Below are 24,281 nucleotides of genomic sequence, written 5' to 3' on the forward strand. Positions count from 1 at the left end.
GGCTGCGGCGGAGGGTCAGTCCTCGGCGACCCAGGCGCTCGGGTCCTCGACGACGCCGCGCAGGACCTCGCGCGCGCCGCCGGTGAGGGCGGCGTGGTCGCCGACCGGGGCGGGGAGCAGGACGACGTCCGTCCACGGGGCGGCGAGGACGCGCGTGCGCAGCTCGGCGTCGGCCGCGCTGCGCAGGTAGGGCAGGAGCGCGGGGTAGATGCCGCCGAGCAGGACGGTGTCGATGTCGACGAGGTTCACGTAGTCGGCGAGCGCGCTGCCGAGCGCGGTCCCGGCCCGCTCGACGGCGGCGAGCGCGCCGGGCTCCGCGGCGTCGAGCGCGGCCACGAGCGCCTCGGTGGGCGCGTCGACGGGCAGCCCCGCCCCGCGCAGGAGCGCGTCCTTGCCCGCGTACTGCTCGAGGCAGCCGGTCGCGCCGCAGCGGCAGCGCGGGCCGCGCGGGTCGACGACGACGTGCCCGACCTCGCCGGTCCAGCCGTGGCGTCCGTGGAACAGCCGGCGGTCGACGACGATCGCGGACCCGATGCCGACGTCTCCGGACACGTAGAGGTAGGTCGACGGCGCCGCCTCGGGCGCGGGGTCGGACGCGTCGTCGGCCACGACGCCGTGGCTCGCCTGGGCGAGCGCGGCGAGCTTGGCCTCGTTGCCGATCTCGACGGGGACGTCGGGGCCGAGCCCGAGGAGCGGGCCGGGGTCGAGGTGGGACCAGCCGAGGTTGGGGGCGACCTCGAGCCGCCCCGCGCGCGTGTCGACGAGGCCGGGCAGGGCGAGGCGGGCGCCCGCGACGGTCATGCCATCGGCGCGGACGCTCGCGAGGAGGTCCTGCGCGATGCGGCCGAGCCGCGCGAGCACGTCGGTGGGGTCGCTGTCGTGGAGGTCGTCGGGGTCGACGTGCTCGGCGACGACGGCGCCCGTGAGGTCGAGCACGCGGCCGCCGAGGTAGTCGACGTTGACCTCCAGGCCGAGCCCGACGATCGAGCGCGGCGCGGGGGCGAGGGGGACCGCGGGCCGGCCGGCGCGCTGCGGGGTCGCGGGCGGGAGCTCGGCGACGATGGCCGCGGCGACGAGGCGGTCCACCAGCGTCGAGACGGTCGCGCGCGTGAGACCGCTCGACGCCGCGATGTCGGCGCGCGAGCACGGCTCGGCGGACTCGAAGACCGCGCGGGCGACGAGAGCGAGGTTGTGCTCGCGCAGCGTGGCCTGCCGGGCTGCTGGGGGACCCGTGCGGGTCGCGACGCTGCGGTTCACGGTCTTGACCTTACCGACCCGGGCGGATAAGTTCATCCGTACGACATAAATAGGCCGTCGGCGCGAGGACAGCGCCGCGGCCCTCTCGACGAGGAGACCACCGTGGCCGACGAGACCACCCGGCACGACGCAGACATCAACTTCTCCTTCGGTCTGTGGACCGTGGGCTGGACCGCGCAGGACCAGTTCGGCAGCGCCAGCCGTCCCGCGCTCGACCCGGCCGAGTCGGTGCGCCGCCTGGCCGACCTCGGCGCGTGGGGCTTCACGTTCCACGACGACGACGTCGTGCCCTTCGGCGCCGACGACGCCGAGCGCACCAAGCGCCTCGACTCCGTGCGCCAGGCGGCGCAGGAGACGGGCCTGGTCATCGAGATGGTGACGACGAACCTGTTCAGCCACCCCGTGTTCAAGGACGGCGGTCTCACGTCGAACGACCGCGGCGTGCGTCGCTACGCGCTGCGCAAGGTGCTGCGCAACGTCGACCTCACCGCCGAGCTGGGCGCCAAGACGTTCGTGATGTGGGGCGGCCGCGAGGGCACCGAGTACGACGGCGCCAAGGACCTGCACTCCGCGCACGAGCGCTACGCCGAGGGCCTCGACCTCACCGCGGCGTACATCAAGGAGAAGGGCTACGACCTCAAGATCGCGCTCGAGCCCAAGCCGAACGAGCCCCGCGGCGACATCTTCCTGCCGACGATCGGTCACGCGCTCGGCCTCATCGCCAAGCTCGACAACGGCGACATCGTGGGCCTCAACCCGGAGACGGGCCACGAGCAGATGGCCGGCCTCAACTACACGCACGGCCTCGCCCAGGCGCTGTGGGCGGGCAAGCTCTTCCACATCGACCTCAACGGCCAGCGCTCGATCAAGTTCGACCAGGACCTCGTGTTCGGCCACGGCGACCTGCTCTCGGCCTTCTTCACGGTCGACCTGCTCGAGAACGGCTTCCCGAACGGCGGCCCCACGTACACGGGCCCGCGCCACTTCGACTACAAGCCGTCGCGCACCGAGAACGAGGTCGGCGTGTGGGACTCCGCGCGCGCCAACATGGAGACCTACCGCCTGCTCGCGCGCAAGGCCGCGGCCTACCGTGCCGACTCCCGCGTCCAGGAGGCGTTCGCGCACTCCGGCGTGTTCGAGCTGGGCCAGCCGACCCTCGCCGAGGGCGAGTCCGTGGCCGACCTGCTCGCGGACCGCAGCGCGTACGAGGAGTTCGACGTCGACGCCGCGGCGAACCGCGACTTCGGCTTCGTGCGCCTCAACCAGCTCGCGCTCGAGCACCTGATCGGCTGAGGTGACGACCGACGCCAGGACGTCCGACGCCGGCGGCGAGCGCACGCTCGTCGCCGGCGTCGACACGTCCACGCAGTCCTGCAAGGTCGTCGTGCGCGACGCCGCGACGGGCGCCCTCGTGCGCACCGGCTCGGCCAAGCACCCCGACGGCACCGAGGTGCACCCCGACGCGTGGTGGGCCGCGTTCCGCGAGGCCGCGTCCGCGGCGGGCGGGCTCGACGACGTCGCGGCGCTCGCCGTCGGCGGCCAGCAGCACGGGCTCGTCGCGCTCGACGCGGAGGGGAACGTCGTCCGCGATGCGCTCCTGTGGAACGACACGCGCTCGGCCCCGGCCGCGCGCGACCTGATCCGCGAGCTCGGCGAGGCCCGCCTCGCCGAGGGCGTCCCCGACGCCCACGACCGGGTCGAGTCCGCGACCGAGGCGGGCGCCCAGGCGTGGGCCGACGCGATCGGGTCGGTGCCGGTCGCGTCGCTCACGGTGACGAAGCTGCGCTGGCTGCGCGACGCGGAGCCGGAGAACGCGGCGCGCGTCGCCGCCGTCGCGCTGCCGCACGACTGGCTCACGTGGCGCATCGCGGGGTACGGCCCGGTGGGCGACGAGTCCGCGCCGCTCGGCCCGGACCTCGACGCGCTCGCCACCGACGCGTCCGACGCGTCCGGGACGGGGTACTACGACGCGACCCGCGACGACGGGGACGACGGCCGGGGCGCGTACCGCCTCGACCTGCTGGAGCTCGCGTTCGGCCGGACCGACGTCGTGCTCCCGCGCGTGGTCGCGCCGTCCGCCGTGGCCGGCGTCGCGCACGCGTCGGTCGCAGGGAGCGCGGTCGAGGGCGGCACGCTGCTCGGCGCCGGCGCGGGCGACAACGCCGGTGCCGCGCTCGGCCTCGGCATGGTCGCGGGCGACGTCGCGGTGTCGATCGGGACGTCGGGCGTCGTGTCCGCCGTGACCGACGACCGCACGGCGGACGGCTCCGGCCTCGTCAACGGGTTCTCCGACGCGACGGGCCGGTACCTGCTGCTCGCGGTGACGCTCAACGCGAGCCGGGTGCTCGACGCGGCGCGCGCCGTCCTCGGCGTCGACCACGCGGGGCTGTCGCGGCTCGCGCTCCAGGCGCCTCCCGGCGCGGACGGGCTCGTGCTCGTGCCGTACCTGGAGGGCGAGCGCATGCCCAACCGCCCCGACGCGTCGGGCACGCTGCACGGGATCCGGCTCGGCACGTCGACGCCGGAGCACCTCGCGCGCGCGTACGTCGAGGGCATGCTGTGCGGCCTCGCGGACGGGCTCGACGCGCTGCGGGCGCTCGGCGTGCGGGTCGAGCGCGTGCAGCTCATCGGCGGCGGCGCGCAGTCCGAGGCGGTCCGGCGCATCGCGCCGCAGGTCCTGGGCCTGCCCGTCACGGTCCCCGAGCCGGGCGAGTACGTGGCCGACGGCGCCGCGCGCCAGGCCGCGTGGGTCCTCGCCGCGCACGAGGCGGGCGGCTCCAGGGAGGACGTCGCGCCGCCCTCCTGGGCCGCGTCGTCGGCCACGGTGGTCGAGGCCGACCCGGTCCCGGCGATCCGCGACCAGTACGCGGCGGTCCGCGACCTCGTCTGACACGACCTCGTGACAGCAGGGAAGGGCCCGGCCCCCGTGAGGGGGTCGGGCCCTTCGTGCGCCCACGACGGTGGGCGGGAGCGGTCAGAGCACGCGGACGACGGGTCCCGTCACTCCGGCCTTGCGGCCCACCGCGGCGGCGCCGGTCACGCCCCAGACCGGGCCCTCGATCGTCACCGACGCGACGCTCGTCGTGGAGACCGAGCGGTTGAGGTTCATCCCGTAGGCGGAGCCGTAGACCTCGAGCAGGACCCAGTCGCACGTGCCCGCGCTGACGGTGAAGACGTTCCCGGTCCGGGTCACGTCGAACGAGCACACGCCGCCGTCGTAGGGGGCCGCGCTCGCCGAGGGCGCGATCGCGACGGCGGCCGCAGCGAGGGCGGAGACGGCCAGGGTGCGCAGTCGGATGGTTCGCATGGAGCTCCTTTGCTCAGGTGTGGGGGCCGGGATCGGCTCGGCCACAGTTCACCGTGGCGCGGCCCTACCAGCAACTCGTGGACTACGTAACTTTGACCTCCACCAGGTACGTGCTTTCCCTTACGCGCCGCCGGCGAAGCCCGTCTGCCGCCACGCCTCGTAGACGGCGATCGACGCCGCGTTGGTGAGGTTGAGCGAGCGGCGCCCGGGCAGCATGGGGATCTTCAGCTGGTCCGTGATCCGCTCGTGGGCGAGCACCGCGGCGGGCAGGCCCGTCGGCTCGGGGCCGAACAGCAGGACGTCGTCCGGCCGGTAGGTGACGTCCGTGAACGACGTCGTCGCGCGCGTCGTGAACGCGAAGACCCGGCCGGGGAGGGTCGCGAGCGCGGCGTCCAGGTCCGCGTGCACCTCGACGGCCGCGAGGTCGTGGTAGTCGAGGCCCGCGCGGCGCAGCCTGGGCTCGTCCAGGTCGAACCCGAGCGGCTCGACGAGGTGCAGCCGCGCCCCGGTCACCGCGGCGAGGCGGATCGCGTTGCCCGTGTTGCCGGGGATGCGCGGCTCGTGGAACACCACGTGGGGCAGGGTCGACGCCGGTCGGGCGGCCGGGTCGGCGACGTGCGGCCGCCAGTCGGTGTGGGGGTCGGGGGTCTCGTTCACGCACCGATTCTCGCAGCGTCGCGCGTCACGCCCCGAGCGCGGCGGCCTTGCGGCGCAGCAGGTCCTGCTCGCGCGCGTTCGGGCACAGCCGCACCGCGAGCTCGTACTCCGCGCGCGCCTCCTCGACGCGGCCGAGGCGGCCGAGCAGCTCGGCGCGCACGCTCGGCAGGAGGTGGAACCCGGGCAGACGGTCGGTCGCGACGAGCTCGTCGACGATCCGCAGCGCCGGCGCCGGGCCGTGCGCCATCGCGACGGCCACGGCCCGGTTGAGCTCCACGACGGGCGACGGCGCGAGCCGTCCCAGCGCCTCGTAGAGGAGGACGACGCGGTCCCAGTCCGTCTCCTCGACCGACGCGGCGACCGCGTGGCACTCGGCGATCGCGGCCTGGAGGCCGTAGGCGCCGCGCCCGTGACCGGGCGACCCGACCGCGTCGGCGCGGGCCAGCGCCGCGCGACCGCGCCGGATCGCGGACCGGTCCCAGCGCCGTCGGTCCTGGTCCGCGAGCAGCACGGGATCGCCGTCGGGCGTGGTGCGGGCGGGGAACCGCGCGGCGGTGAGCTCGAGGAGCGCGACGAGCGAGTGGGCCTCGTGCTCGTCCGGGACCAGTCCGGCGAGGACGCGCGCGAGCCGGAGCGCCTCGTGCGCGAGGTCGGGGCGCAGCCAGTCCTCGCCGGTCGTGGCCGTGGACCCCTCCGTGAAGATCACGTACAGCACGTGGAGCACGGAGCCCAGGCGCTCGCGCCGTTCGTCGGCCGGCGGCACGCCGAACGGCACGCCGGCCGCGGCCAGGGTCTTCTTGGCGCGTGTGATGCGGGCCTGGACCGTCGCCGTCGGCACGAGGAACGCGCGCGCGACCTCGTCGCTCGAGAGGCCCCCGACCACGCGCAGGGTGAGCGCGACGCGCGCCTCCGGCGAGAGCACCGGGTGGCACGCGACGAACATCAGGGCGAGCACGTCGTCGTCGACCTGGTCCGGGTCCCAGAGCAGGTCGGTGCCTGCGCCGTCCGCGGGGCCCGACGGCGGCCCGCCGGTGACGACGGCGCCCTCGCCCAGTCCGTGGGCGAGCGCCGCGTAGCGCTCGTCGAGGGCGGCACGGCGGCGGAACGCGTCGATCGCGCGGCGCCTGCCGACCGTGAGGAGCCAGCCCGAGGGGTGGCGCGGCACGCCGTCGCGGGGCCAGGCGACGAGCGCCTCGGCGAGCGCCTCCTGCGCGAGGTCCTCGGCGAGCGCGAAGTCGCCGGTGTACCGCGCGAGCGCCCCCACGATCCGTGCGGACTCGATGCGCCACACGGCCTCGACCGCGCGCCGGCCCGGGTCGGCCTGCTGGCTCTGGCCGACACCCGGACCGGCGCCCGCGCCGGGTGCGCTCACAGTTGGCCGGTCGCCTCGCGCCACGCCCGCTCCTTGCGGATCCACTCGTTGTCCTGCGGGAACTCGTCGATCGTCGTGACGCGGCGGACCTCGACCTTGGCCCCGGGGCCGGAGTACGGGAGCCGCTTGGCCCACTCGACGGCCTCCTCCTTCGACGCGACGTCGAGGACGTAGTAGCCGCCGAACAGCTCCTTGGTCTCCCCGTACGGGCCGTCGGTCACGACGGGCACGTCGGACGAGAGGTCGACGACCACGCCCTGCGCGGCGTCGTCCAGGCCCTCGGCTGCGAGCAGGACGCCCGCCCGGATCAGCTCGTCGTTGAACCGCCCGACGGTCTCGAGCATCTCGTCGAACGAGACGTCCTCGAACGCCGCCTGGCTCTCGTCGCTGCCACGCATGATGAGCATGTACTTCATCGTCTTCTCCTGGTGTCGGCGGGCCGGACCTCCCGACCCTCTCATCCTCAGGTCGAACGGGAACCCGCGGGATCGACACGTGCGCCCACGACGTCCTGGAGGGTGTCGAGGACGGCCCGGACCGGGGGCGTGCCCACGACGGCGTCGCGCAGCACGGCGTGGATCGAGCGCACGGGAGCCGGCCGGACGACGGGGACGGCGACGAGCCCGGGCGGCAGGTGCGCGGCGCCGAGCGCGGGCAGGACCGTGACGCCGACCCCGGCCCCGACGAACGCGATCGCCGTGGGGTAGTCGTGCGCCTCGACGTGGAAGGGCGGGCTGAACCCGGCGGCCATGCACGCCTCGACGAGGTTGCGGCGGCACCAGCCGCGCGCGAAGTCGTTGTCGACCCAGCGCTCGCCGCGCAGCTCGACGAGCTCGACCTCGTCGCGGTGCACCAGGTGGTGGTCGTCGCGCAGCACGACGACGTACGGGTCGTCGAGCAGGTGGTACGCGCGGAAGCCGCCGCCGGGGTCGAACCCGCGCGGCGCGACCACGAGCTGGACGTCGGCCCGCGAGTCGGGGTCGTCCGGGATGGTCTCGCTCAGCTCCAGGTCGAGGCGGACGCCGGGGAAGTCGGTCGTGAGCCGGCGCACGACGTGCGGCAGCCACGCGGCGCCCACGGAGGCGAAGTAGGCGAGGGAGAGCGAGCCGGTCCGTCCCGCGCGCAGGTCCGCGACGACGGCCTCCGCCTCGCCGAGGCGCGCGAGCACGCCGTCGGCCTGGGCGGCGAGCGCGAGCCCCGACGCGGTGGGCCGCACGCCGCGACCCGCGCGTTCGAGGAGCGTCAGGCCCGTCTCGCGCTGCAGCGCGGCGACGTGCTGGCTCACGGCCGACGGCGTGTACCCGAGCGCGGTCGCGGCGGCCTGGACCGAACCGCTCGCGACGACGGAGCGGAAGATGCGCAGGCGGTGGACGTCGAGCATCCCTCCACGCTACAGCGAGACTGAATCGAGCGGAAGGAACACGTGCTGGTGCTGAACGGTGGGGGCGCGCGACCATCGAGGACGTGACCGCACCCGAGACCGCAGCCCCGTCCGTCGTCTCCGCCGCGCCGGCCGGCGGCCCGCCCGCGGCAGCCCCCGTCGCGGCGCCCGGACGCCGCGGCGCCGCCCTCGTCGTCGCGGCCGTCGCCGTCACCGTGGTCCTGTGGGCCTCGGCGTTCATCGGCGTGCGCGCCGCCGGGCACGACTACGACCCCGGCGCGCTCGCGCTCGGCCGCCAGCTCGCGGGCAGCGTCGGGCTGACCGTGATCGTCGCCGTGCGGTGGCTGCGCAGCGGGCACCGGCCCGTGCTCCCGCGGGGCAGGGTGCTCGTGGGCGTCCTCGCGTGGGGCGTGGGGTGGTTCAGCCTCTACAACCTCGCGCTCAACGCCGCCGAGCGTCACCTCGACGCGGGCACGACGGCGCTGCTCGTCAACGTCGCGCCCGTCCTCGTCGCGGTCCTCGCCGGCGTCCTGCTCGGCGAGGGCTTCCCGCGCCGCCTGCTCGTGGGCATGGCCGCGGCGTTCGCCGGGGTCGCGGTCATCGCGGCGGCGACGTCGTCGGGTGAGCGCGACGTGCTGGGCGTCGCCCTCGGGCTCACGGCCGCCGTCCTCTACGCCGCGGGTGCGACGTCGCAGAAGCGGCTCCTCGCGCGCGTGGACGCGCTGACCATGACGTGGGTCGGGTGTCTCGCGGGCACCGCCGCCCTCCTGCCGTTCGCCCCGGCGCTCGCAGCCGACGCCGCCACCGCGCCGTCGTCGTCGACGTGGGCGGTCGTGCTGCTCGGGCTCGGCCCGACCGCCGTCGCGTTCACGACCTGGGGCTACGCGCTCTCGCGGCTCGGCGCGGGCCGCGCCGCGGCGACGACGTACCTCGTCCCGCCGCTCGTCGTCGTGCTGTCCTGGCTCGTGCTCGCCGAGGTCCCCGCGGTCGTCACCCTCGCCGGTGGCGCGCTGTGCCTCGCCGGGGTCGCGGTCGCGACGCTGCCCGGCCGTCCCCGCAGACCGGGCTCCGGTCGCGCGGGGCTGACCCGGGGCTCCGTTCCCGCGGGACCCGCGGCGTAGGGTGGACGCATGATCACGCAGAGCTGGTGGTGGCTGCCCCCGCAGCCGTGACCAGTCCTGCCCACGTCCCGAGCTGCGCGCCGCAGCCGGGACGTCGTCACGTCCGGGCCCACCCGACCGGGACGCGGCGCGCGGCTCCTCGCCGAAGGAGAGCCACCATGACCACGACCCTCGCCCCCGCCGGGGCGACCCGCCCCGCGGACGGAGCCACGCCGTCGTCGACCGCGTCCGTCGCCGCCGCGCGCGAGCGGTCCGCGCAGATCGAGGCCCGCCTCGCGACCGACCCGTCCGGGTACCGCGTCCTCACCGGCGACCGTCCGACCGGCGCGCTGCACCTCGGCCACTACCTCGGCACGCTCGCCAACCGCGTGCGGCTCCAGGACGACGGCGTGGAGGTCGTGCTCGTCGTCGCCGACTACCAGGTCATCACCGACCGCGACGACGCCGGCGACCTGCCCGCGACCGTGCGGGAGGTCGTGCTCGACTACCTCGCCGCAGGGATCGATCCCGCGCGCACGACGATCTTCGCGCACTCCGCGGTCCCGGCCCTCAACCAGCTCCTGCTGCCGTTCCTCAGTCTCGTCACGACGGCCGAGATCGAGCGCAACCCGACCGTGAAGGCCGAGGCCGTCGCCGCCGCGGCCCGGCAGGGGCGGCCCATGAGCGGCCTGCTGTTCACCTACCCCGTGCACCAGGCCGCCGACATCCTGTTCTGCCACGGCAACCTCGTGCCCGGCGGGCAGGACCAGCTCCCGCACGTCGAGCTCACGCGGACGATCGCGCGCCGCTTCAACCAGCGCTACGCCGCCGCGCGGCCGTACTTCCCCGAGCCCGACGTGCTGCTCGCGCCCGCCCCCACCGTGCTCGGCACCGACGGGCGCAAGATGAGCAAGTCCGCCGGGAACGCGCTCGAGCTGCGCGACGACGAGGACGCCACCGCGCGCTTCGTCCGCCGCCACCGCACGGACTCCGAGCGACACGTCACGTACGAGCCCGAGCGCCGCCCGGAGGTCGCGAACCTCCTCACGGTCGGTGCGTTCGCGGCGGGGACGACGCCGGAGGCGCTCGCGGACGAGGTCGGCGCGGCGGGCGCGGGGCGGCTCAAGCAGGTGGTGACCGACGCGCTCGTCGAGCACCTGCGCCCCCTGCGGGCCCGACGCCGGGCCCTGGCCGCAGGCGACGGCCCCGACCCCCTCGGCGTGCTCCGCGAGGGCAACGCCCGCGCGAACGCGATCGCCGACCGCACCCTCGCCGACGTCCGCGACCTCATGGGCACGGCGTACTGACGGCGACCCGTGCCGTGCCGGACGATGCGCTCCGGTTCGAGTGCTGCACGCGGGAGTGCAGCGCTCGAACCGGGGCGCATCGGTCGTGCCGACGATCTCCTCCCGGTGTTAGGCCTCCAGGCCGGCCCGGTCCACCCTGCGGTGGAAGCGCATGCCCGCGAGGCCGCCGAGGACGGCGCCGACGAGGCTCACCACGGCGGCCGCGACGAGGGCGATGACACCACCGGTCGTGAGGTCGCTCGTGCTCACCGGGATCTGGGGGAACGTGTTGAGCTGCGACAGCACGTTGTACCGACTTCCTGCCACGAGTCCCAGGAGGGCGAGCACGATCGCGACGACCACGGCCCACAGCCACACGGCGAGGCCCTGCTTCGCGCCGTCGAAGCGCGCCATGCGACCCGCGACGTAGCCGCCGCAGTAGTAGGCGACGAACAGCACGACGACCAGCACGATGCCGCCGACGATGCCGATCGTCTCGGCGTTCTCGCTCGCCTGGTCGACGACCTCCTGGGCATCGGTGGTACCGGAGAGGCCGAAGGCCGCGCCGGCGGCGGCGGCCAGGGCCGTGAGCAGGACGGCGGTCCCGGTGGCGGTGAGCCACCCGAAGAAGGCCGAGCCGATCTTGATGCCGCCGTACTCCTCCCTCTCGCGCGCCACGACGGCGTCACGGTCGCGGGCGAGGGGCTCGTCCGTGCTGCGAGGGCCCGTGCCGCCACGATCTGTGCCGCGAGGATCTGTGCCGTGAGGTTCGGCGCCGCGGGGGCCGTGGCCCGGGCGGTCGTCCTGGGGCGGGGTCGCCCCGTAGCTCGTACTCATGACCGGCGCTCCTCTCGAGGGTTCCTGCCGGGCGACGACTCGGCGCCGGCGCCCTCGCCCGGGGGCTGCGGAGGCTGCGGCAGCTCGTCGACGGGCACCGTCTCGGCGACGTACTCCGTGACGACGTAGCGGCGCAGCCGGTACGTGCCCTCCGGGCCGGCTCCGGGGTCGCTCCGCCGGCCTCCGGAGCCGAGCGGCGCGTCGTCCCCGGGTGGGCCGGCGGCGTGCCTGCCGACCCCGGCCTCGGCGCTCTCACCCACCCGGTCGTGCTCGGACGTGCCGGCCTCCCGCGCGGAGGGCGCGTCGTCCGGTGTGGACCCTCGGCCGTAGTAGCGGTAGAGCTCCGTCTCCTCCTCGTGCGAGAGGTGTTCTTCGGAGTCGTCGACCCGGGGAGCGTCCTTGACGGTGTCCTTGGTGTACGGGACGCGGACCTCGTCGCCCTGCACGTCCGCGTCCGCGAGGGGGACGAAGGACTCGGCGGTGCCGAACAGGCCGGTCTTCACCGTCACCCACGCGGGCTCGCCGGTGCGGTCGTCGAGGAACACCTGGCCGACCTTGCCGACCTTCTCACCGGCCTGCGAGACGACGGTGCCGCCGGAGAGCAGCCTCTCGATCTGGTCCGTGCTGATCATGGTGGGTCCTTCGGTCGGTGCTGCACCGAGGCCCGTCTGCTGGAGCCGACATCTCCATCGTGCGAGCGTGCACGGGCGCACGCACGCGGGCGGCGACCGCCCTGCGCCCCGTCCCCGGTGGTGGGGGACGCGACGCCGGGCGGCCCGCGCGTCAGGCTCCGAGCCGGTCCCGCAGCCGGGCGAGCTGCGCCCACAGCTCGTCGGGCACGCGGTTGCCGAACGTGTCGAAGAACTCGGCGGTCAGCTCGGCCTCGGCGAGCCACTGCTCGGGCGAGACGTCGAACAGGGCGTCGAGGTCGCCGTCGTCCATGTGGAGGCCGCCGAGCTCGAGCGCGCCGGGCGCGGGCAGCAGGCCGACGGGGCTCTTCACGGCGCCGGAGTCGGTGCGCACGCCGCGCGACCGGTCGACCTGCGCCGCGATCCACGCGAGGACGCGCGAGTTCTCGCCGAACCCGGGCCAGAGGAAGCGGCCGTCGGCGTCCTTGCGGAACCAGTTGACCTGGAAGATCTTCGGCCGCTTGTCGGGGTCGAGCGAGGCACCGACGCGGAGCCAGTGCGCCCAGTGGTCGGCCATGTTGTAGCCGCAGAAGGGCAGCATCGCGAACGGGTCGCGGCGCAGCGCGCCGACGGTGCCCTCGGCGGCGGCCGTCTGCTCGGAGGAGATGGTTGCGCCCATGAACACGCCGTGCTCCCACCCGTACGCCTGCGCGACGAGCGGCACGTTGGTCGCGCGGCGCCCGCCGAACACGATCGCGTCGATCGGGACGCCCTCGGGGTCCTTCCACGAGTCGGCGATCGTCGGGCACTGCGCGGCAGAGACGGTGAACCGCGAGTTCGGGTGCGCGGCGGGGCGGCCGGCGTCCGGCGTCCAGTCCTGGCCGGTCCAGTCGATCAGGTGCGCGGGCGGCTCCGGGGTCAGGCCCTCCCACCACACGTCGCCGTCGTCGGTGAGCGCGACGTTCGTGAAGATCGTGTCGCGCGCGAACGTCTCGACCGCGGCCGGGTTGGTCTCGACGCCGGTGCCGGGCGCGACGCCGAAGAAGCCGGCCTCGGGGTTGATCGCGCGCAGGCGGCCGTCGGGGCCGGGCCGCAGCCACGCGATGTCGTCGCCGATGGTCTCGACGGTCCAGCCGGGGATGGTGGGTCGCAGCATCGCGAGGTTCGTCTTGCCGCACGCCGACGGGAACGCGGCGGCGAGGTGGTAGGCGCGGCCCTCGGGCGACGTCGCGCGGATGAGCAGCATGTGCTCGGCGAGCCAGCCCTCGTCGCGCGCCATCGCGGACGCGATGCGCAGCGCGAAGCACTTCTTGCCGAGGAGCGCGTTGCCGCCGTACCCCGAGCCGTAGGACCAGATCTCGCGCGTCTCGGGGAACTGGACGATGTACTTGGTGTCGTTGCACGGCCACGGCACGTCGTCCGTGACGGCGCCGGTGTCGTCGACGAGCGGGGCGCCGACCGAGTGGACCGCCGGGACGAACGGGGTGCCGGCGTCGATGAGGTCCATGACCTCCTGGCCGACGCGCGTCATGATCCCCATGCTCACCACGACGTACGGCGAGTCGGTGACCTCGATGCCGACCTGCGAGATCGGCCCGCCCACCGGACCCATCGAGAACGGGACGACGTACATCGTGCGGCCGCGCATCGATCCCTCGAACACGCCGCGCAGCTCGGCGCGCATGGCCTCGGGCTCGCGCCAGTTGTTCGTCGGTCCGGCGTCGACCTCGGCGCGCGAGCAGATGAACGTCCGGGACTCGACGCGCGCGACGTCGCTCGGGTCGGAGCGCGCGAGGTAGCTGCCCGGGCGCAGCTCGGGGTCGAGGGGGAGCAGCGTCCCGGCGTCGACGAGGAGGTCGATGAGCCGTCGCTTCTCCGCTGCGGAGCCGTCGCACCACACGATCGCGTCGGGCTCGGTGAGGTTCGCGATCTCGCGCACCCACGCGCGGGCGTCGCGGGGGCGCGGGTCGCCGCTCCCGAACGCGGAGACCGAGCCGGACGTGGCACGCAGCCCGACGAGGTCGGTCTCGACGTCGTCGAGCAGGGCGGCGGACCGCGTGCGGCGCGGGTGGACGGTGCGGGCGGCTGTGCTCATCGGGGGCGCTCCCAAGGGTCGGCGGTGGCCTCGTGCTCCTTCCACCTTCGGGCCCCAGCGGTCAGGATTTCCAACCAGGACGCGGTGAAGAATCGCTGATCTTGACATATCGTCAAGTCATGGCCCCCTCACCGCCCACGGATCCGCCGAACAGCCGCTCCGGCGGTCGCGCCCGCGAGGAGGCGGCGCCCGGGCCGCAGGCGGACCTCCTCACGCTCGGCCGCCGCCTGCGCCACGTCCGCACGACCCGTGGCCTCACGCTCGACGCGCTCGGCGCCGCGGTCGGCACCGCCCCGAGCCTGCTGTCGATGATCGAGAACGGGCGCCGCGAGCCGCGGCTGTCGCTCCTGCAGCACCTCGCCCAGGCGCTCGACGTCTCGGTGACGGACCTGCTCACCGACGAGCCGCCGTCGCGCCGGGCCGCTCTGGAGATCGCGCTCGACCGCGCGCAGCGCGGTCCGCTGTTCGCCGGGCTGGGCCTGCCGGCCGTGAAGGCGAGCCAGAAGCTCCCGCTGCCCGTCCTGGAGCACCTCGTCGGGCTGCACGCCGAGCTCCAGCGCCGCGCGACGGAGGCCGTCGCGACCCCCGAGGAGGCGCGCCGCGCGAACACGGAGCTGCGCCTCGAGCGCCAGGCGCGCGACAACTACTACCCGGAGATCGAGGAGCTCGCCGAGGACATGGCGCGCAAGGCCGGGTACACGGTCGGGGCGCTGACGCACCGCACGGTCGCGCGCATGGCGGAGCAGCTCGGCTTCACCATCTGGCACGTCGACGACCTGCCGCACTCGACGCGCACGGTCACGGACCTGGAGAACGGGCGCATCTACCTGCCCCCCGCGTCCATCCCCGGCGGCCACGGCCTGCGCTCGCTCGCCCTCCAGGCGATCGCGCACCGCGTGCTCGGGCACGAGCGGCCGCGCTCGTACGCGGAGTTCCTGCGCCAGCGCGTCGAGATCACGTACTTCGCGGCGTGCTGCCTCATCCCGCAGAGCGCGGCGGTCGACTTCCTGGAGCGGCGCAAGCGCGAGAAGGACCTCGCGGTCGAGGACCTGCGCGACGCGTTCGGCGTGACGCACGAGGCCGCGGCGCAGCGCTTCACCAACCTCGCGACGGTGCACCTCGGCATCCCGCTGCACTTCCTGCGCGTGGGCGACGACGGCGCGCTGTTCCGCGGCTACGAGAACGACGGGCTCCCCCTGCCGGCCGACGTGACCGGCGCGATCGAGGGCCAGATGGTCTGCCGCAGGTGGGCCGTCCGGGAGGCGTTCGCGCGCCGCGACCGCGCGCAGGAGTCGTACCAGTACACCGACACGCCCGCCGGGACGTTCTGGTGCTCCACGCAGACCGGCACGACGACGACAGGCCAGTTCTCGATCGCCGTCGGAGTCCCGTTCGCGTCGGCCAAGTGGTTCCGCGGCCGGGACACGACCGTGCGGCGTCAGTCGTCGTGCCCCGACGAGTCGTGCTGCCGCCGCCCCGCCGCCGACGCGGCGAGGCGCTGGGAGGACGCGTCGTGGCCGAGCGCCCGCATGCACCAGCACGTGCTCTCCGCGCTCCCGTCCGGCGCGTTCCCGGGCGTCGACGCGACAGAGGTCTACGCGTTCCTGGCGAAGCACGCCCCGTCGTGACCGTCAGGTGGGTCACGTGGGGAGGGGGCCGCCTCGGGCGGCGAGGCGGTCGCGCAGGCGGGCGAGGACGTCGCCCGTGCGCAGGCCGTCGTGCTCGAACTCGTTGGTCACCCACGTGCGGACGTTGCCCACGCGGGCCGCGGTGTCGAGCGAGAGGCCCGCGTCGACGAACATGTCGTCGAAGTACACCGCCGCCTCGACGGGCACCTCGTTGCGGGCGAGCACGTCGAGGTCGTACAGGTCCGGCCAGTCGTCGCGCGCGGCGAGCGCCTCCGCCGCGGCGCGGAAGGGACGCAGCGCCGCGACCTCGTCGAACATCCAGGGGTAGATCATCTCGCCCGTGAGCAGCAGCGGCCGGGCCGCCGGGTCGAACGCGGGGTCCTCGGCACGCACCGCCTCGGCTGCCCAGGCCGTGGGTCCGGTGCCGGACTGCGCGTAGATCGACTCGTGCAGGACGGCGTAGAGCGGGTTGGTGCGGAACGACGTCGCCGCGGCGACCTCCGCGAGGAAGGTGTCGGTGAGCTCGTCGGGCCCGTCGGCGTCGAACGCCTCGTCGACGACCCAGTGGATGCGCTCCGGGCCGGGCTTCATCCCGAGATCCATGCCGAGCGACTGGAGCCGACGGACGGTGAGCACGTCGCCGTCGGGCAGGCGCACGTCGCCCACGGCCAGGCGGTCCGCGGCGCGCGCGAGCCGGACCGCGTCGTCGGGGTACCGCTCGCGGTAGGCGGCGTTCTTCGCGACGACGCGCGGCTGGGTGCGGCGGTAGACCTCGCGCGCGTCCGCCGTCAGGCCCGGCAGGCCGCCCGTCACGTAGCACGCGTCGAGGGCCTCGGGCGCCCGGGACAGGTAGGTCATGGTGAGGAAGCCGCCGTACGACTGCCCGAGCGACGACCAGCGCCGGCCGCCGTAGACCGTGCGTCGCACGTGCTCCGCGTCCGCGACGATCGCGTCGGCGCGGAAGTGCGACAGGTAGTCGGCCTGGGCGGCGCCCGTCCCGCGGGCCGCGAGCGCCGCGCCCCGCACGGCCGACGAGCGCCCGGTGCCCCGCTGGTCGAACAGCACCACCCGGTGCGTCTCGAGCGCCGTGCCGACCCAGCCGTCGGGGCCGGTGGGGCGCGGCCCCTTGCCGCCCGGGCCGCCCTGGAGGAAGACGAGCAGCGGCAGGTCGTCGCGACGGCGCACGGGGTCGACGAGCTCGCGCACGAACAGCGTCAGGCGGCGCGGGTCGCCGTCGTCGCCCCAGACGAGCGGCACCGCGAGCTCGCGGTAGGTGACGTGGATGCCGGGGACGGTGTAGCTGGTCTCGCGCAGGACGCTCACGCGCCCCACCCTAGCCAGCGTCGTGGCGCACGGTGACGACGACCTTGCCGAGGGCGCGCCCCTCACCGTGCAGCGTGAGCGCGGCGGGCACGTCCGCGAGGGGGAACGTACGGTCGACGGGGATCTCGACCACACCGGCGGCGCACAGGTCGGCGAGCGGGGCGAAGTGGCGCGGCCCCTGGCGCACGAAGAGCACGCCGAGCCGGGCACCGGTCAGCGCTCCCAGGACGGGCCCGACGGTGAGCATGCGGAGCAGCGTCCGCAGCGTGCCTCCGACCATCAGGCACCGACCTCCGCGGGCGAGCGCGCGCCGGTAGGCGAACACGGACCGGTGCGCGACGAGGTCGACGACGAGGTCGTAGGGGCCGGTCCGCGTGAAGTCGGTCTGACGGTAGTCGATCACCTCGTGCGCACCCAGCCGCCGGAGGAAGTCGAGCTTGCCCGCGTTGTCCACCGCGGTGACGCGCAGGCCTCGCGCGACGGCGAGCTGGACCATGAGGCTCCCGGAACCGCCGCCCGCGCCGTTGACGAGCACGCCAGCCTCCGGAGCCGCCGGCGCGAGGGCCTGGAGCGCGATGGCGCCCGCCTGCGGGATCGTGGACGCCTGGACGAAGGTGAGCCCCGGCGGCTTGTGCGCCACCGCCTTCTCCGGCATCGTCACGAGCTCCGCGAACCCGCCGCGGCGCGGGAGGTTGTCGCCGTAGACCTCGTCGCCCGGGCGGAAGCGCGTGACGCCGTCCCCGACCGCGACGACGCGGCCGGCGACGTCGGAGCCGAGGACCCGGGTGCGTGGCGCGCGGAGCCCGTCGAGGCGCGCGTAGCCCGGGCTGCCCCGCAGGGCCTCCCAGTCCGACAGGTTCACGGACGTCGCGACGACCTCGACGAGGACCTCGCCCTTCGCCGGCACTGGCTCCGGCACGTCACGGAGGTGCAGCTCGTCGACGTCGCCGTACCGCTCGTAGACCCACGCGCGCACCCGACCACCGTAGGGACTCCCGCGGGCGGGAGCCACCGCGGCGCGGGGAATGCGCTGGGCCGGCCGGGTCCGCGGGGCTAGCGTGGCGAGGTGCTCCCTTTCACCCGGGCCGTGACCGCCCTCCAGGACGCCGTGGACGCGCTCGGCGACGAGGACTGGGAGCGGCCGTCGGGCTGCACCGGCTGGCTCGTGCGCGACCTCGTGTGCCACCTGACGATCGGTGCGCAGGACGTCCTCGTCACCCTGGTGACCCCGCAGGACGCCGCGCCGACCGTCGACGCGGTCTCCTACTGGCGGGTCGGCGCCGGCGAGGAGCATCCCGACCCCCACGGCCGCCTCGTCGCGCGGCTCGCGGCGGCGTACGGGCGGCCGGGTGCGCTCCGGCACCACGTGGACGACCTCCTCGCCGCCGCGGGCCGGGCGGCCGAGCTCGCGGACCCGGGTGCGCGGGTCGGGACGCAGGGCGAGACCCTCACCGTCCGGGACTTCCTCGACGCGTACGTCCTGGAGTGGACCGTGCACCACCTCGACCTCGTGGCGCACCTGCCGGCCGCGGCCGACCCGCCGGCCGAGACGCTCGCGGCGTCCCGCGCGCTGCTCGAGGCCGTCCTGGGCGCGCCGGTCCCGCCGTCCCTCGCCGACCCGGACGCCTTGCGCGTCGTGACGGGCCGCCGCGCACCCACGGCCGCGGAGCGCGAGGACCTGGGACCCCTGGCCGTCCGCCTCCCCGTCAGCCTCGGCTGACCCGGCGCCCTCGTCGCCTCTCCGGTCGTGGGGAGACGGGTCCCCGGACGAGAGGCGGCGCCGAAGGAGGGGGTGGGGTCGTGTCGCCGTGGCGACATCACCCCACCCCCTCCGGACGGGACCTCCGTCGTGACGGGGACTACTGCTCCACGTCCTCGTCCACCCACTCGAACGTCTTCGTCACGGCCTTCTTCCAGTTCCGGTAGAGGCGCTCGCGCTCGGAGTCGTCCATCGACGGGCTCCACCGCTTGTCCTCGGCCCAGTTGTCGATGACGTCCTGCTCGCCCTTCCAGAACCCGACGGCGATGCCCGCGGCGTACGCGGCGCCGAGCGCGGTGGTCTCGGCGACCTTGGGGCGCACGACGTCGACGCCGAGCTGGTCGGCCTGGAACTGCATGAGCAGCTCGTTGGCGACCATGCCGCCGTCGACGCGCAGCTCGGTGAGGTCGACGCCGGAGTCGGCGTTCATCGCGTCCAGCACCTCGCGCGTCTGGTAGGCGGTCGCCTCGAGCGCAGCCCGCGCGATGTGGTTGCGGTTGACGTACCGCGTGAGGCCGACGAGCGCGCCGCGCGCGTCCGAGCGCCAGTACGGGGCGAAGAGACCGGAGAACGCGGGCACGAAGTACGCGCCGCCGTTGTCCTCGACCTTGCCCGCGAGCCACTCGACGTCGGGCGCGTCCTCGAACATGCCGAGGTTGTCGCGGAGCCACTGGATGAGCGAGCCCGTGACGGCGATCGATCCCTCGAGCGCGTAGCGGACGGGCTGGTCGCCGATCTTGTAGCAGACGGTCGTGAGCAGGCCGTTCTGGCTCATGACCTTCTCCGTGCCCGTGTTGAGCAGCATGAAGTTGCCCGTGCCGTACGTGTTCTTGGCCTGCCCGACCTCGAAGCACGCCTGGCCGAACGTCGCCGCCTGCTGGTCGCCGAGGATGCCCGCGATCGGGACGCCGGGGAGCAGGCCCTGCTGGCGGCCGTGCCCGTAGACCTCGGAGGAGGACTTGATCTCGGGGAGCATGGACAGCGGGATGCCCATGTCCGCGGCGATGTCCTCGCGCCAGGACAGCGTGTCGAGGTCCATGAGCATGGTGCGCGACGCGTTGGTCACGTCGGTGACGTGCACGCCGCCGTTGACGCCGCCCGTGAGGTTCCACAGCGTCCACGTGTCGGTGTTGCCGAACAGCAGGTCGCCCGCCTCGGCCTTCTCGCGCGCACCCTCGACGTTGTCGAGGATCCACTTCACCTTGGGACCGGAGAAGTAGGTCGCGAGCGGGAGGCCGACGATCGACTTGTACTTCTCGGGGCCGTCGGAGCCGCCCAGCTCGTCGACGATCTTCTGGGTGCGGGTGTCCTGCCAGACGATCGCGTTGTAGACCGGCTTGCCCGTGGTCCTGTCCCACACGACCGCGGTCTCGCGCTGGTTGGTGATGCCGACCGCCGCGATGTCGTGGTGCGTCACGTTGGCGCGGGTGAGCGCGAGGCCCACGGCCTCGCGGACGTTGTTCCAGATCTGCTCCGGGTTGTGCTCCACCCACCCGGCGCGCGGGAAGATCTGGTCGTGCTCGAGCTGCCCGGTGGAGACGATCTCCCCGGAGTGGTTGAAGACGATGGCCCGGGAGCTCGTGGTCCCCTGGTCGATGGCGAGAACGTAGTCGGCCATGGTGCGTTCAGTCCTTCACGTCGGTGTGGGTTCGGGTTGGTGTGGGTGCCCGGCGCCCGACGGCGGCGGGTCGCGTGACCGGGGAGGCCCCCGGCTCCCCGGTCACGCGGGGGAGAGGTCCGGCTCGTCCGGGTCGGTCAGATCCAGGCGGCGCCGAGCAGGCCGGCGAGGACACCGCCGACCAGCGGACCGGCGACGGGGACCCACGAGTAGGCCCAGTCGCTCGAGCCCTTGCCCCGGATCGGCAGCAGCGCGTGCGCGATGCGGGGACCGAGGTCACGGGCAGGGTTGATGGCGTACCCGGTGGGACCACCGATGCTCGCGCCGATCGCGACCACGACGAGCGCGACGGCGAGCGGTCCCAGACCCGACGGCGTCTTCCCGGACGCCACGACGAAGAACACGAGCACGAAGGTCGCGATGACCTCGGTGATGAAGTTCCACGCGTAGGAGCGGATCTCGGGGCCGGTGGAGAACACGGCGAGCTTGGTGGCGCTGGGGGCGTCCTCGTCGAAGTGCTTCTTGTACGCGAGGAACGCGACCACGGCACCGATGATCGCTCCGATCATCTGGGCGCCCCAGTACATGAACATGTTGCCCACGGTGGGCTCGATGGTCGCCGTGACCATCCCCTCCGGCCCGGTGACCGAGTAGAACGGCTCCTGAGCGGTGAAGAGGCCGATCGTGACGGCCGGGTTGAGGTGGGCGCCCGACTTGTAGGCCACGTAGACGGCGGTGAAGACCGCGAGGCCCCATCCGAAGTTGATGAGGAGCCAGCCGCCGTTGAAGCCCTTGGTCCTCGGCAGGACGACGTTCGCGACGACGCCCGCTCCGAGGAGGATCAGGGTCGCCGTGCCGAGGATCTCGGACCAGAAGGCGTTCATGAGGAGTTGATCCATCGTGCTCTCTCTTTCGTGGTGGACTTCTCTGTCTCAACCGTCCCGGCGCGCCTGAGCGTCGGGTCCTCGGGTCGGTCCGCCGTCGGCGTGCGCCCCGTGAGGTCGGTGTGCGAGGCCTGGTCGGGCGCCGTCCCCTGCCGGACGGCGCCCGAGGCGCGCTCGCGAGCGGTGTTCTGCTGTCAGGTGGTGCGGAGCGGCTGGAGAGGCGACACGTCGTCGACCTCGAGCCGGGTGCGCTCGGCGGAGGCGTCGTCGGGCTCCTGCTCGGCGGCGGCCTCCGCGTTCGCGCGGTCGGTGTAGCTGGCGATCTCGGCGGCGCGGGTCGCGTCGTCCCACCCGAGCAGCTCGCCGACGAGGTCGGCGATCTCGGGCAGCGCGGCGAGGCCGCGGTCGGCGACCTCGTAGTTGAGCCGGGTGCGGTGCAGGAGCAGGTCCTCGAGGTGCAGCGAGCCCTCGTGGGAGACGCCGTACGCGATCTCGGCCCGCAGGTACGCGGGCGCGTGCTCCAGCGGCTTCGCGAGGTCAGGCCGGGCCTCGCACAGCTCGACGATCTCGCGGAGGTTGGACCCGTACCGGTGCAGCAGGTGGTCGACGAGCGCGGGCGTCCAGCCGTAGCGCGAGGCCCACGGCCGCGCCTGCCGTCGGACGGCGTCGAGCCCGACGGCGCCCAGGAGCGGGATCTTCTGCGTGATGGAGGGCAGGGCGCTCGCACGCTGGCCGATCGCGAAGTCGACGGCGTCCTTGGCCATCACGCGGTAGGTCGTGAGCTTGCCGCCGGCGATGACGGTCAGCCCCGGGGTGGGGGAGGCGACGGTGTGCTCGCGCGAGACCTTCGCGGAGCTCGTCCCCTCCTTGGTGCCCGGCTGCAGGAGCGGGCGGAGCCCGGCGTAGGTGCCGATGATGTCGTCGCGCGTGAGCGGGTGGGCGAGCACCGCGTTCGCGTGGTCGAGCACGTAGTCGATGTCGGCCGACGTCGCGACGGGGTGCTGGAAGTCCTGCTCCCACGGGGTGTCCGTGGTGCCGATGATCCAGTAGCGCGACCACGGGATGATGAACAGGACCGACTTCTCGGTCTGCAGGATCAGCCCGACCTGGCCCTTGATCCGCTCGCGCGGGACGACGATGTGGACGCCCTTGGACGCGAGGACCCGCAGCCCGCCCTCGCTGCCGGCGAGCGCCTCGGTGTCCTCGGTCCAGACGCCGGTCGCGTTGATGACGGCGCGGGCCCGGACGGTGATCTCTGTCCCGGTCTCGAGGTCCTGGAGCACGGCGCCGTTCACCGCGCCCGTCGATCCCTTGGTGAGCGAGACGACCTGCGTGCGCGAGGCGGCGTGCGCGCCGTAGGACGCGGCCGTGCGCACGAGCGTCGTGACGAGGCGTGCGTCGTCGACGGAGGCGTCCCAGTACTGCACGGCGCCGATCGCGGCGTCGTGCGCGAGGTCCGGGAACTTCTTCTCCATGCGGCTGCGCGACAGGTGCCGGTGGATCGGCATGGCGCGCCTGCCGGGTGCGAGGCTCGCGAGCGTGTCGTAGAGCGCGATGCCCGCGCCGACGTAGGCGCGCTCCCACACGCGGTGCTCGAGCGGGTAGAGGAACGGGACCGGCCGCACGAGGTGCGGGGCGATGTCCTTGAGCAGGAGGTCGCGCTCGGTCAGCGCCTCCTTGACGAGGTGGAAGTCGAGCATCTGCAGGTAGCGCAGGCCGCCGTGGACGAGCTTGCTCGACCGGCTCGAGGTCCCGGCCGCCCAGTCCTGCGCCTCGACGATCGCCGTCGACAGCCCGCGCGTCACGGCGTCGAGCGCGATCCCCGCGCCGGTGACGCCGCCGCCGATCACGAGGACGTCGAGCTCCGCGTCGGGGGTCGTGCTGGCCTCGAGCACGGCGAGCGCCTGCCGGCGCGACTCCGCGGTGAGTCTCGTGGATGCCATCCGTCTTCCTCTCTCGTCCCTCGGTGCTGCGGGCACGCCGCGGGACGATGCGCCCACGGTGCGCTCACAGCGACGGTCCCACGCCCGACCAGGGTGCGCGAGCGGTAGCCGCCGTGCGCGCGCCGGGTCCCGGCGCGCTGGCACGCTCTCCAGGTCACCACGCGCCGAACGGACGCGCAACCGTGGTGCACAAACGTGCAGAATGGAGGTCGAGCGAAGGGAGACCGGCATGGTGGACCGGGAGCAGGACGTCCTGCGGGCGGCCTCGATGTACTACCTGCAGGACATGAAGATGGAGGCCATCGCCAAGCACCTGCACACGTCGCGGTCCACCGTGTCGCGGCTCGTGAAGCGGGCCCGGGACACGGGGCTGGTCGAGATCTCGCTGCGGCCGGCGCGGAGCCGCGGGCCCGGGCTGGGCCAGCACCTCTCGAGCACGTGGGGCATCGACGCGTACGTCGTCCCGGTGCCGGACCAGGCGCCGCAGGTCGAGCGGCTGGAGCAGGTCGCGCTGACGACCGCGCGCCTGCTGTCGACGTGGTTCGACTCCGACATGATCCTCGGCATCGCGTGGGGGACCACGCTCTCGGCCATCTCCCGGCACCTGCCGCGCAAGCCGACACGGGGGAGCGCCGTCGTCCAGCTCAACGGGGCCGCGAACACGCGCACGTCGGGCGTGCACTACGCGGGCGACCTCATCGCGGGCTTCGGCGCCGCCTTCGACGCGCACGTGCACCATTTCCCAGTGCCTGCGTTCTTCGACTACGCCGAGACCAAGCGGGCGATGTGGCGCGAGCGGTCGGTGCGACGCGTGCTGGACGTGCAGCACCGTGCGGACATCGCGCTCTTCTCCGTCGGGGCCGTGGCGGGCGGCGTGCCGTCGCACGTGTACTCGGCGGGGTACCTCGAGCCCGACGACATCGCGGTCCTGGACGCCGAGGGCGTGGTCGGCGACGTGTGCACGGTGTTCCTGCGCGCGGACGGCACCTACCGCGACATCGCCCTCAACGGTCGTGCGACCGGCCCCGCGCCGGAGGAGCTGCGGCGCGTGCCGCGGCGCGTGTGCGCGGTCGCGGGGGACAACAAGGTGGCGCCGCTGCGCGCCGCGCTGCGCGCGGGGGTCGTCACCGACCTCGTCGTCGACGAGATCACGGCGGCGCGGCTCGTCGGGGGCGCCTGAACCCCACGGAGGTATGCGGCGCAGT

21 protein-coding genes are annotated in these 24,281 nt (G+C 74.2%); 7 read left to right on the top strand and 14 right to left on the bottom strand.

The window, feature by feature from the left end; genetic code table 11:
• Positions 1–15: 15 nt before the first annotated feature.
• Positions 16–1,257: an ROK family transcriptional regulator gene (locus ABRQ22_RS17840; RefSeq protein WP_353707705.1), complete on the bottom strand. Its 1,242-nt coding sequence runs from the start codon at positions 1,255–1,257 to the stop codon at positions 16–18.
• A gap of 102 nt (positions 1,258–1,359) precedes the next feature.
• On the opposite strand from ABRQ22_RS17840, the gene xylA reads away from it, so the two are divergent.
• Both xylA and ABRQ22_RS17850 read left to right on the top strand, forming a co-directional pair.
• Positions 1,360–2,550: a xylose isomerase gene (gene xylA, locus ABRQ22_RS17845; RefSeq protein WP_253054994.1), complete on the top strand. Its 1,191-nt coding sequence runs from the start codon at positions 1,360–1,362 to the stop codon at positions 2,548–2,550.
• Position 2,551: 1 nt separating this feature from the next.
• The gene (locus tag ABRQ22_RS17850; RefSeq protein ID WP_353707706.1) at positions 2,552–4,147 is read left to right on the top strand and encodes an FGGY family carbohydrate kinase; all 1,596 of its coding nucleotides are present in this window, start codon (positions 2,552–2,554) and stop codon (positions 4,145–4,147) included.
• An 84-nt stretch (positions 4,148–4,231) separates the two neighbouring features.
• Here the strand turns inward: ABRQ22_RS17850 and ABRQ22_RS17855 are convergent, their stop codons facing one another.
• From ABRQ22_RS17855 to ABRQ22_RS17875, 5 genes are all read right to left on the bottom strand, one after another.
• Positions 4,232–4,564: a hypothetical protein gene (locus ABRQ22_RS17855; RefSeq protein WP_353707707.1), complete on the bottom strand. Its 333-nt coding sequence runs from the start codon at positions 4,562–4,564 to the stop codon at positions 4,232–4,234.
• A 120-nt stretch (positions 4,565–4,684) separates the two neighbouring features.
• Complete coding sequence (locus tag ABRQ22_RS17860; protein ID WP_353709575.1) at positions 4,685–5,146, bottom strand: tRNA (cytidine(34)-2'-O)-methyltransferase; 462 nt, start codon at positions 5,144–5,146, stop codon at positions 4,685–4,687.
• A 100-nt stretch (positions 5,147–5,246) separates the two neighbouring features.
• The gene (locus tag ABRQ22_RS17865) at positions 5,247–6,512 is read right to left on the bottom strand and encodes a DUF6596 domain-containing protein (protein ID WP_253055128.1); all 1,266 of its coding nucleotides are present in this window, start codon (positions 6,510–6,512) and stop codon (positions 5,247–5,249) included.
• 77 nt (positions 6,513–6,589) lie between these two features.
• Positions 6,590–7,009 carry a YciI family protein gene (locus ABRQ22_RS17870; RefSeq protein WP_253054997.1) on the bottom strand — a complete coding sequence of 140 codons (420 nt, stop codon included), beginning with the start codon at positions 7,007–7,009 and terminating at the stop codon, positions 6,590–6,592.
• Between the two features lie 47 nt (positions 7,010–7,056).
• Positions 7,057–7,974: a LysR family transcriptional regulator gene (locus tag ABRQ22_RS17875; RefSeq protein ID WP_353707708.1), complete on the bottom strand. Its 918-nt coding sequence runs from the start codon at positions 7,972–7,974 to the stop codon at positions 7,057–7,059.
• Positions 7,975–8,057: 83 nt separating this feature from the next.
• Between ABRQ22_RS17875 and ABRQ22_RS17880 the strand changes: the two genes are divergently transcribed.
• Together ABRQ22_RS17880 and trpS are read left to right on the top strand one after the other, a co-directional pair.
• Positions 8,058–9,095: a DMT family transporter gene (locus ABRQ22_RS17880; RefSeq protein WP_353707709.1), complete on the top strand. Its 1,038-nt coding sequence runs from the start codon at positions 8,058–8,060 to the stop codon at positions 9,093–9,095.
• Positions 9,096–9,253: 158 nt separating this feature from the next.
• Complete coding sequence (trpS, locus tag ABRQ22_RS17885; RefSeq protein ID WP_353707710.1) at positions 9,254–10,381, top strand: tryptophan--tRNA ligase; 1,128 nt, start codon at positions 9,254–9,256, stop codon at positions 10,379–10,381.
• A gap of 108 nt (positions 10,382–10,489) precedes the next feature.
• Here the strand turns inward: trpS and ABRQ22_RS17890 are convergent, their stop codons facing one another.
• From ABRQ22_RS17890 to ABRQ22_RS17900, 3 genes are all read right to left on the bottom strand, one after another.
• A complete protein-coding gene (locus ABRQ22_RS17890; protein WP_353707711.1) occupies positions 10,490–11,197 on the bottom strand; it encodes a hypothetical protein in 708 nt (235 codons plus the stop codon).
• On the bottom strand, positions 11,194–11,829 hold the full coding sequence (locus ABRQ22_RS17895) for a PRC-barrel domain-containing protein (protein WP_353707712.1): 636 nt from the start codon (positions 11,827–11,829) through the stop codon (positions 11,194–11,196). Before ABRQ22_RS17895 ends, ABRQ22_RS17890 begins: the two co-directional genes overlap by 4 nt.
• A gap of 151 nt (positions 11,830–11,980) precedes the next feature.
• Positions 11,981–13,921 (bottom strand): phosphoenolpyruvate carboxykinase (GTP), encoded by a 1,941-nt coding sequence (locus ABRQ22_RS17900; protein WP_353707713.1) that lies wholly within the window; start codon positions 13,919–13,921, stop codon positions 11,981–11,983.
• Between the two features lie 119 nt (positions 13,922–14,040).
• On the opposite strand from ABRQ22_RS17900, the gene ABRQ22_RS17905 reads away from it, so the two are divergent.
• The gene (locus ABRQ22_RS17905; RefSeq protein WP_353707714.1) at positions 14,041–15,549 is read left to right on the top strand and encodes a helix-turn-helix domain-containing protein; all 1,509 of its coding nucleotides are present in this window, start codon (positions 14,041–14,043) and stop codon (positions 15,547–15,549) included.
• 12 nt (positions 15,550–15,561) lie between these two features.
• Here the strand turns inward: ABRQ22_RS17905 and ABRQ22_RS17910 are convergent, their stop codons facing one another.
• Entirely contained in the window at positions 15,562–16,863 is a 1,302-nt protein-coding gene (locus ABRQ22_RS17910; RefSeq protein WP_353709576.1) for an alpha/beta fold hydrolase, read from the bottom strand.
• A gap of 19 nt (positions 16,864–16,882) precedes the next feature.
• Entirely contained in the window at positions 16,883–17,848 is a 966-nt protein-coding gene (locus tag ABRQ22_RS17915) for an NAD(P)-dependent alcohol dehydrogenase (RefSeq protein ID WP_353707715.1), read from the bottom strand.
• Positions 17,849–17,938: 90 nt separating this feature from the next.
• Between ABRQ22_RS17915 and ABRQ22_RS17920 the strand changes: the two genes are divergently transcribed.
• The gene (locus ABRQ22_RS17920) at positions 17,939–18,592 is read left to right on the top strand and encodes a maleylpyruvate isomerase N-terminal domain-containing protein (protein ID WP_353707716.1); all 654 of its coding nucleotides are present in this window, start codon (positions 17,939–17,941) and stop codon (positions 18,590–18,592) included.
• Positions 18,593–18,731: 139 nt separating this feature from the next.
• Here ABRQ22_RS17920 and glpK read toward each other — a convergent pair whose 3' ends face one another.
• The 3 genes from glpK to ABRQ22_RS17935 form a co-directional block, all read right to left on the bottom strand.
• Complete coding sequence (gene glpK, locus ABRQ22_RS17925; protein ID WP_253055006.1) at positions 18,732–20,249, bottom strand: glycerol kinase GlpK; 1,518 nt, start codon at positions 20,247–20,249, stop codon at positions 18,732–18,734.
• A gap of 137 nt (positions 20,250–20,386) precedes the next feature.
• The gene (locus tag ABRQ22_RS17930; protein WP_253055007.1) at positions 20,387–21,148 is read right to left on the bottom strand and encodes an MIP/aquaporin family protein; all 762 of its coding nucleotides are present in this window, start codon (positions 21,146–21,148) and stop codon (positions 20,387–20,389) included.
• Positions 21,149–21,327: 179 nt separating this feature from the next.
• Complete coding sequence (locus ABRQ22_RS17935; RefSeq protein WP_353707717.1) at positions 21,328–23,076, bottom strand: glycerol-3-phosphate dehydrogenase/oxidase; 1,749 nt, start codon at positions 23,074–23,076, stop codon at positions 21,328–21,330.
• A gap of 229 nt (positions 23,077–23,305) precedes the next feature.
• On the opposite strand from ABRQ22_RS17935, the gene ABRQ22_RS17940 reads away from it, so the two are divergent.
• Complete coding sequence (locus ABRQ22_RS17940) at positions 23,306–24,256, top strand: sugar-binding domain-containing protein (RefSeq protein WP_253055009.1); 951 nt, start codon at positions 23,306–23,308, stop codon at positions 24,254–24,256.
• Positions 24,257–24,281 lie beyond the last annotated feature (25 nt).

It is taken from the genome of Cellulosimicrobium sp. ES-005, from assembly GCF_040448685.1.
In the GTDB taxonomy this organism is placed as follows: domain Bacteria; phylum Actinomycetota; class Actinomycetes; order Actinomycetales; family Cellulomonadaceae; genus Cellulosimicrobium; species Cellulosimicrobium cellulans_G.

What these genes read in the sequence shown, in the direction of transcription:
- ABRQ22_RS17855 (WP_353707707.1), bottom strand. Translation starts at nt 4,564, where the DNA reads ATGCGAACCATCCGACTGCGCACCCTGGCCGTCTCCGCCCTCGCTGCG.
- ABRQ22_RS17870 (WP_253054997.1), bottom strand. Translation starts at nt 7,009, where the DNA reads ATGAAGTACATGCTCATCATGCGTGGCAGCGACGAGAGCCAGGCGGCG.
- ABRQ22_RS17875 (WP_353707708.1), bottom strand. Translation starts at nt 7,974, where the DNA reads ATGCTCGACGTCCACCGCCTGCGCATCTTCCGCTCCGTCGTCGCGAGC.
- trpS (WP_353707710.1), top strand. Translation starts at nt 9,254, where the DNA reads ATGACCACGACCCTCGCCCCCGCCGGGGCGACCCGCCCCGCGGACGGA.
- ABRQ22_RS17890 (WP_353707711.1), bottom strand. Translation starts at nt 11,197, where the DNA reads ATGAGTACGAGCTACGGGGCGACCCCGCCCCAGGACGACCGCCCGGGC.
- ABRQ22_RS17895 (WP_353707712.1), bottom strand. Translation starts at nt 11,829, where the DNA reads ATGATCAGCACGGACCAGATCGAGAGGCTGCTCTCCGGCGGCACCGTC.
- ABRQ22_RS17900 (WP_353707713.1), bottom strand. Translation starts at nt 13,921, where the DNA reads ATGAGCACAGCCGCCCGCACCGTCCACCCGCGCCGCACGCGGTCCGCC.
- ABRQ22_RS17905 (WP_353707714.1), top strand. Translation starts at nt 14,041, where the DNA reads ATGGCCCCCTCACCGCCCACGGATCCGCCGAACAGCCGCTCCGGCGGT.
- glpK (WP_253055006.1), bottom strand. Translation starts at nt 20,249, where the DNA reads ATGGCCGACTACGTTCTCGCCATCGACCAGGGGACCACGAGCTCCCGG.
- ABRQ22_RS17930 (WP_253055007.1), bottom strand. Translation starts at nt 21,148, where the DNA reads ATGGATCAACTCCTCATGAACGCCTTCTGGTCCGAGATCCTCGGCACG.
- ABRQ22_RS17935 (WP_353707717.1), bottom strand. Translation starts at nt 23,076, where the DNA reads ATGGCATCCACGAGACTCACCGCGGAGTCGCGCCGGCAGGCGCTCGCC.
- ABRQ22_RS17940 (WP_253055009.1), top strand. Translation starts at nt 23,306, where the DNA reads ATGGTGGACCGGGAGCAGGACGTCCTGCGGGCGGCCTCGATGTACTAC.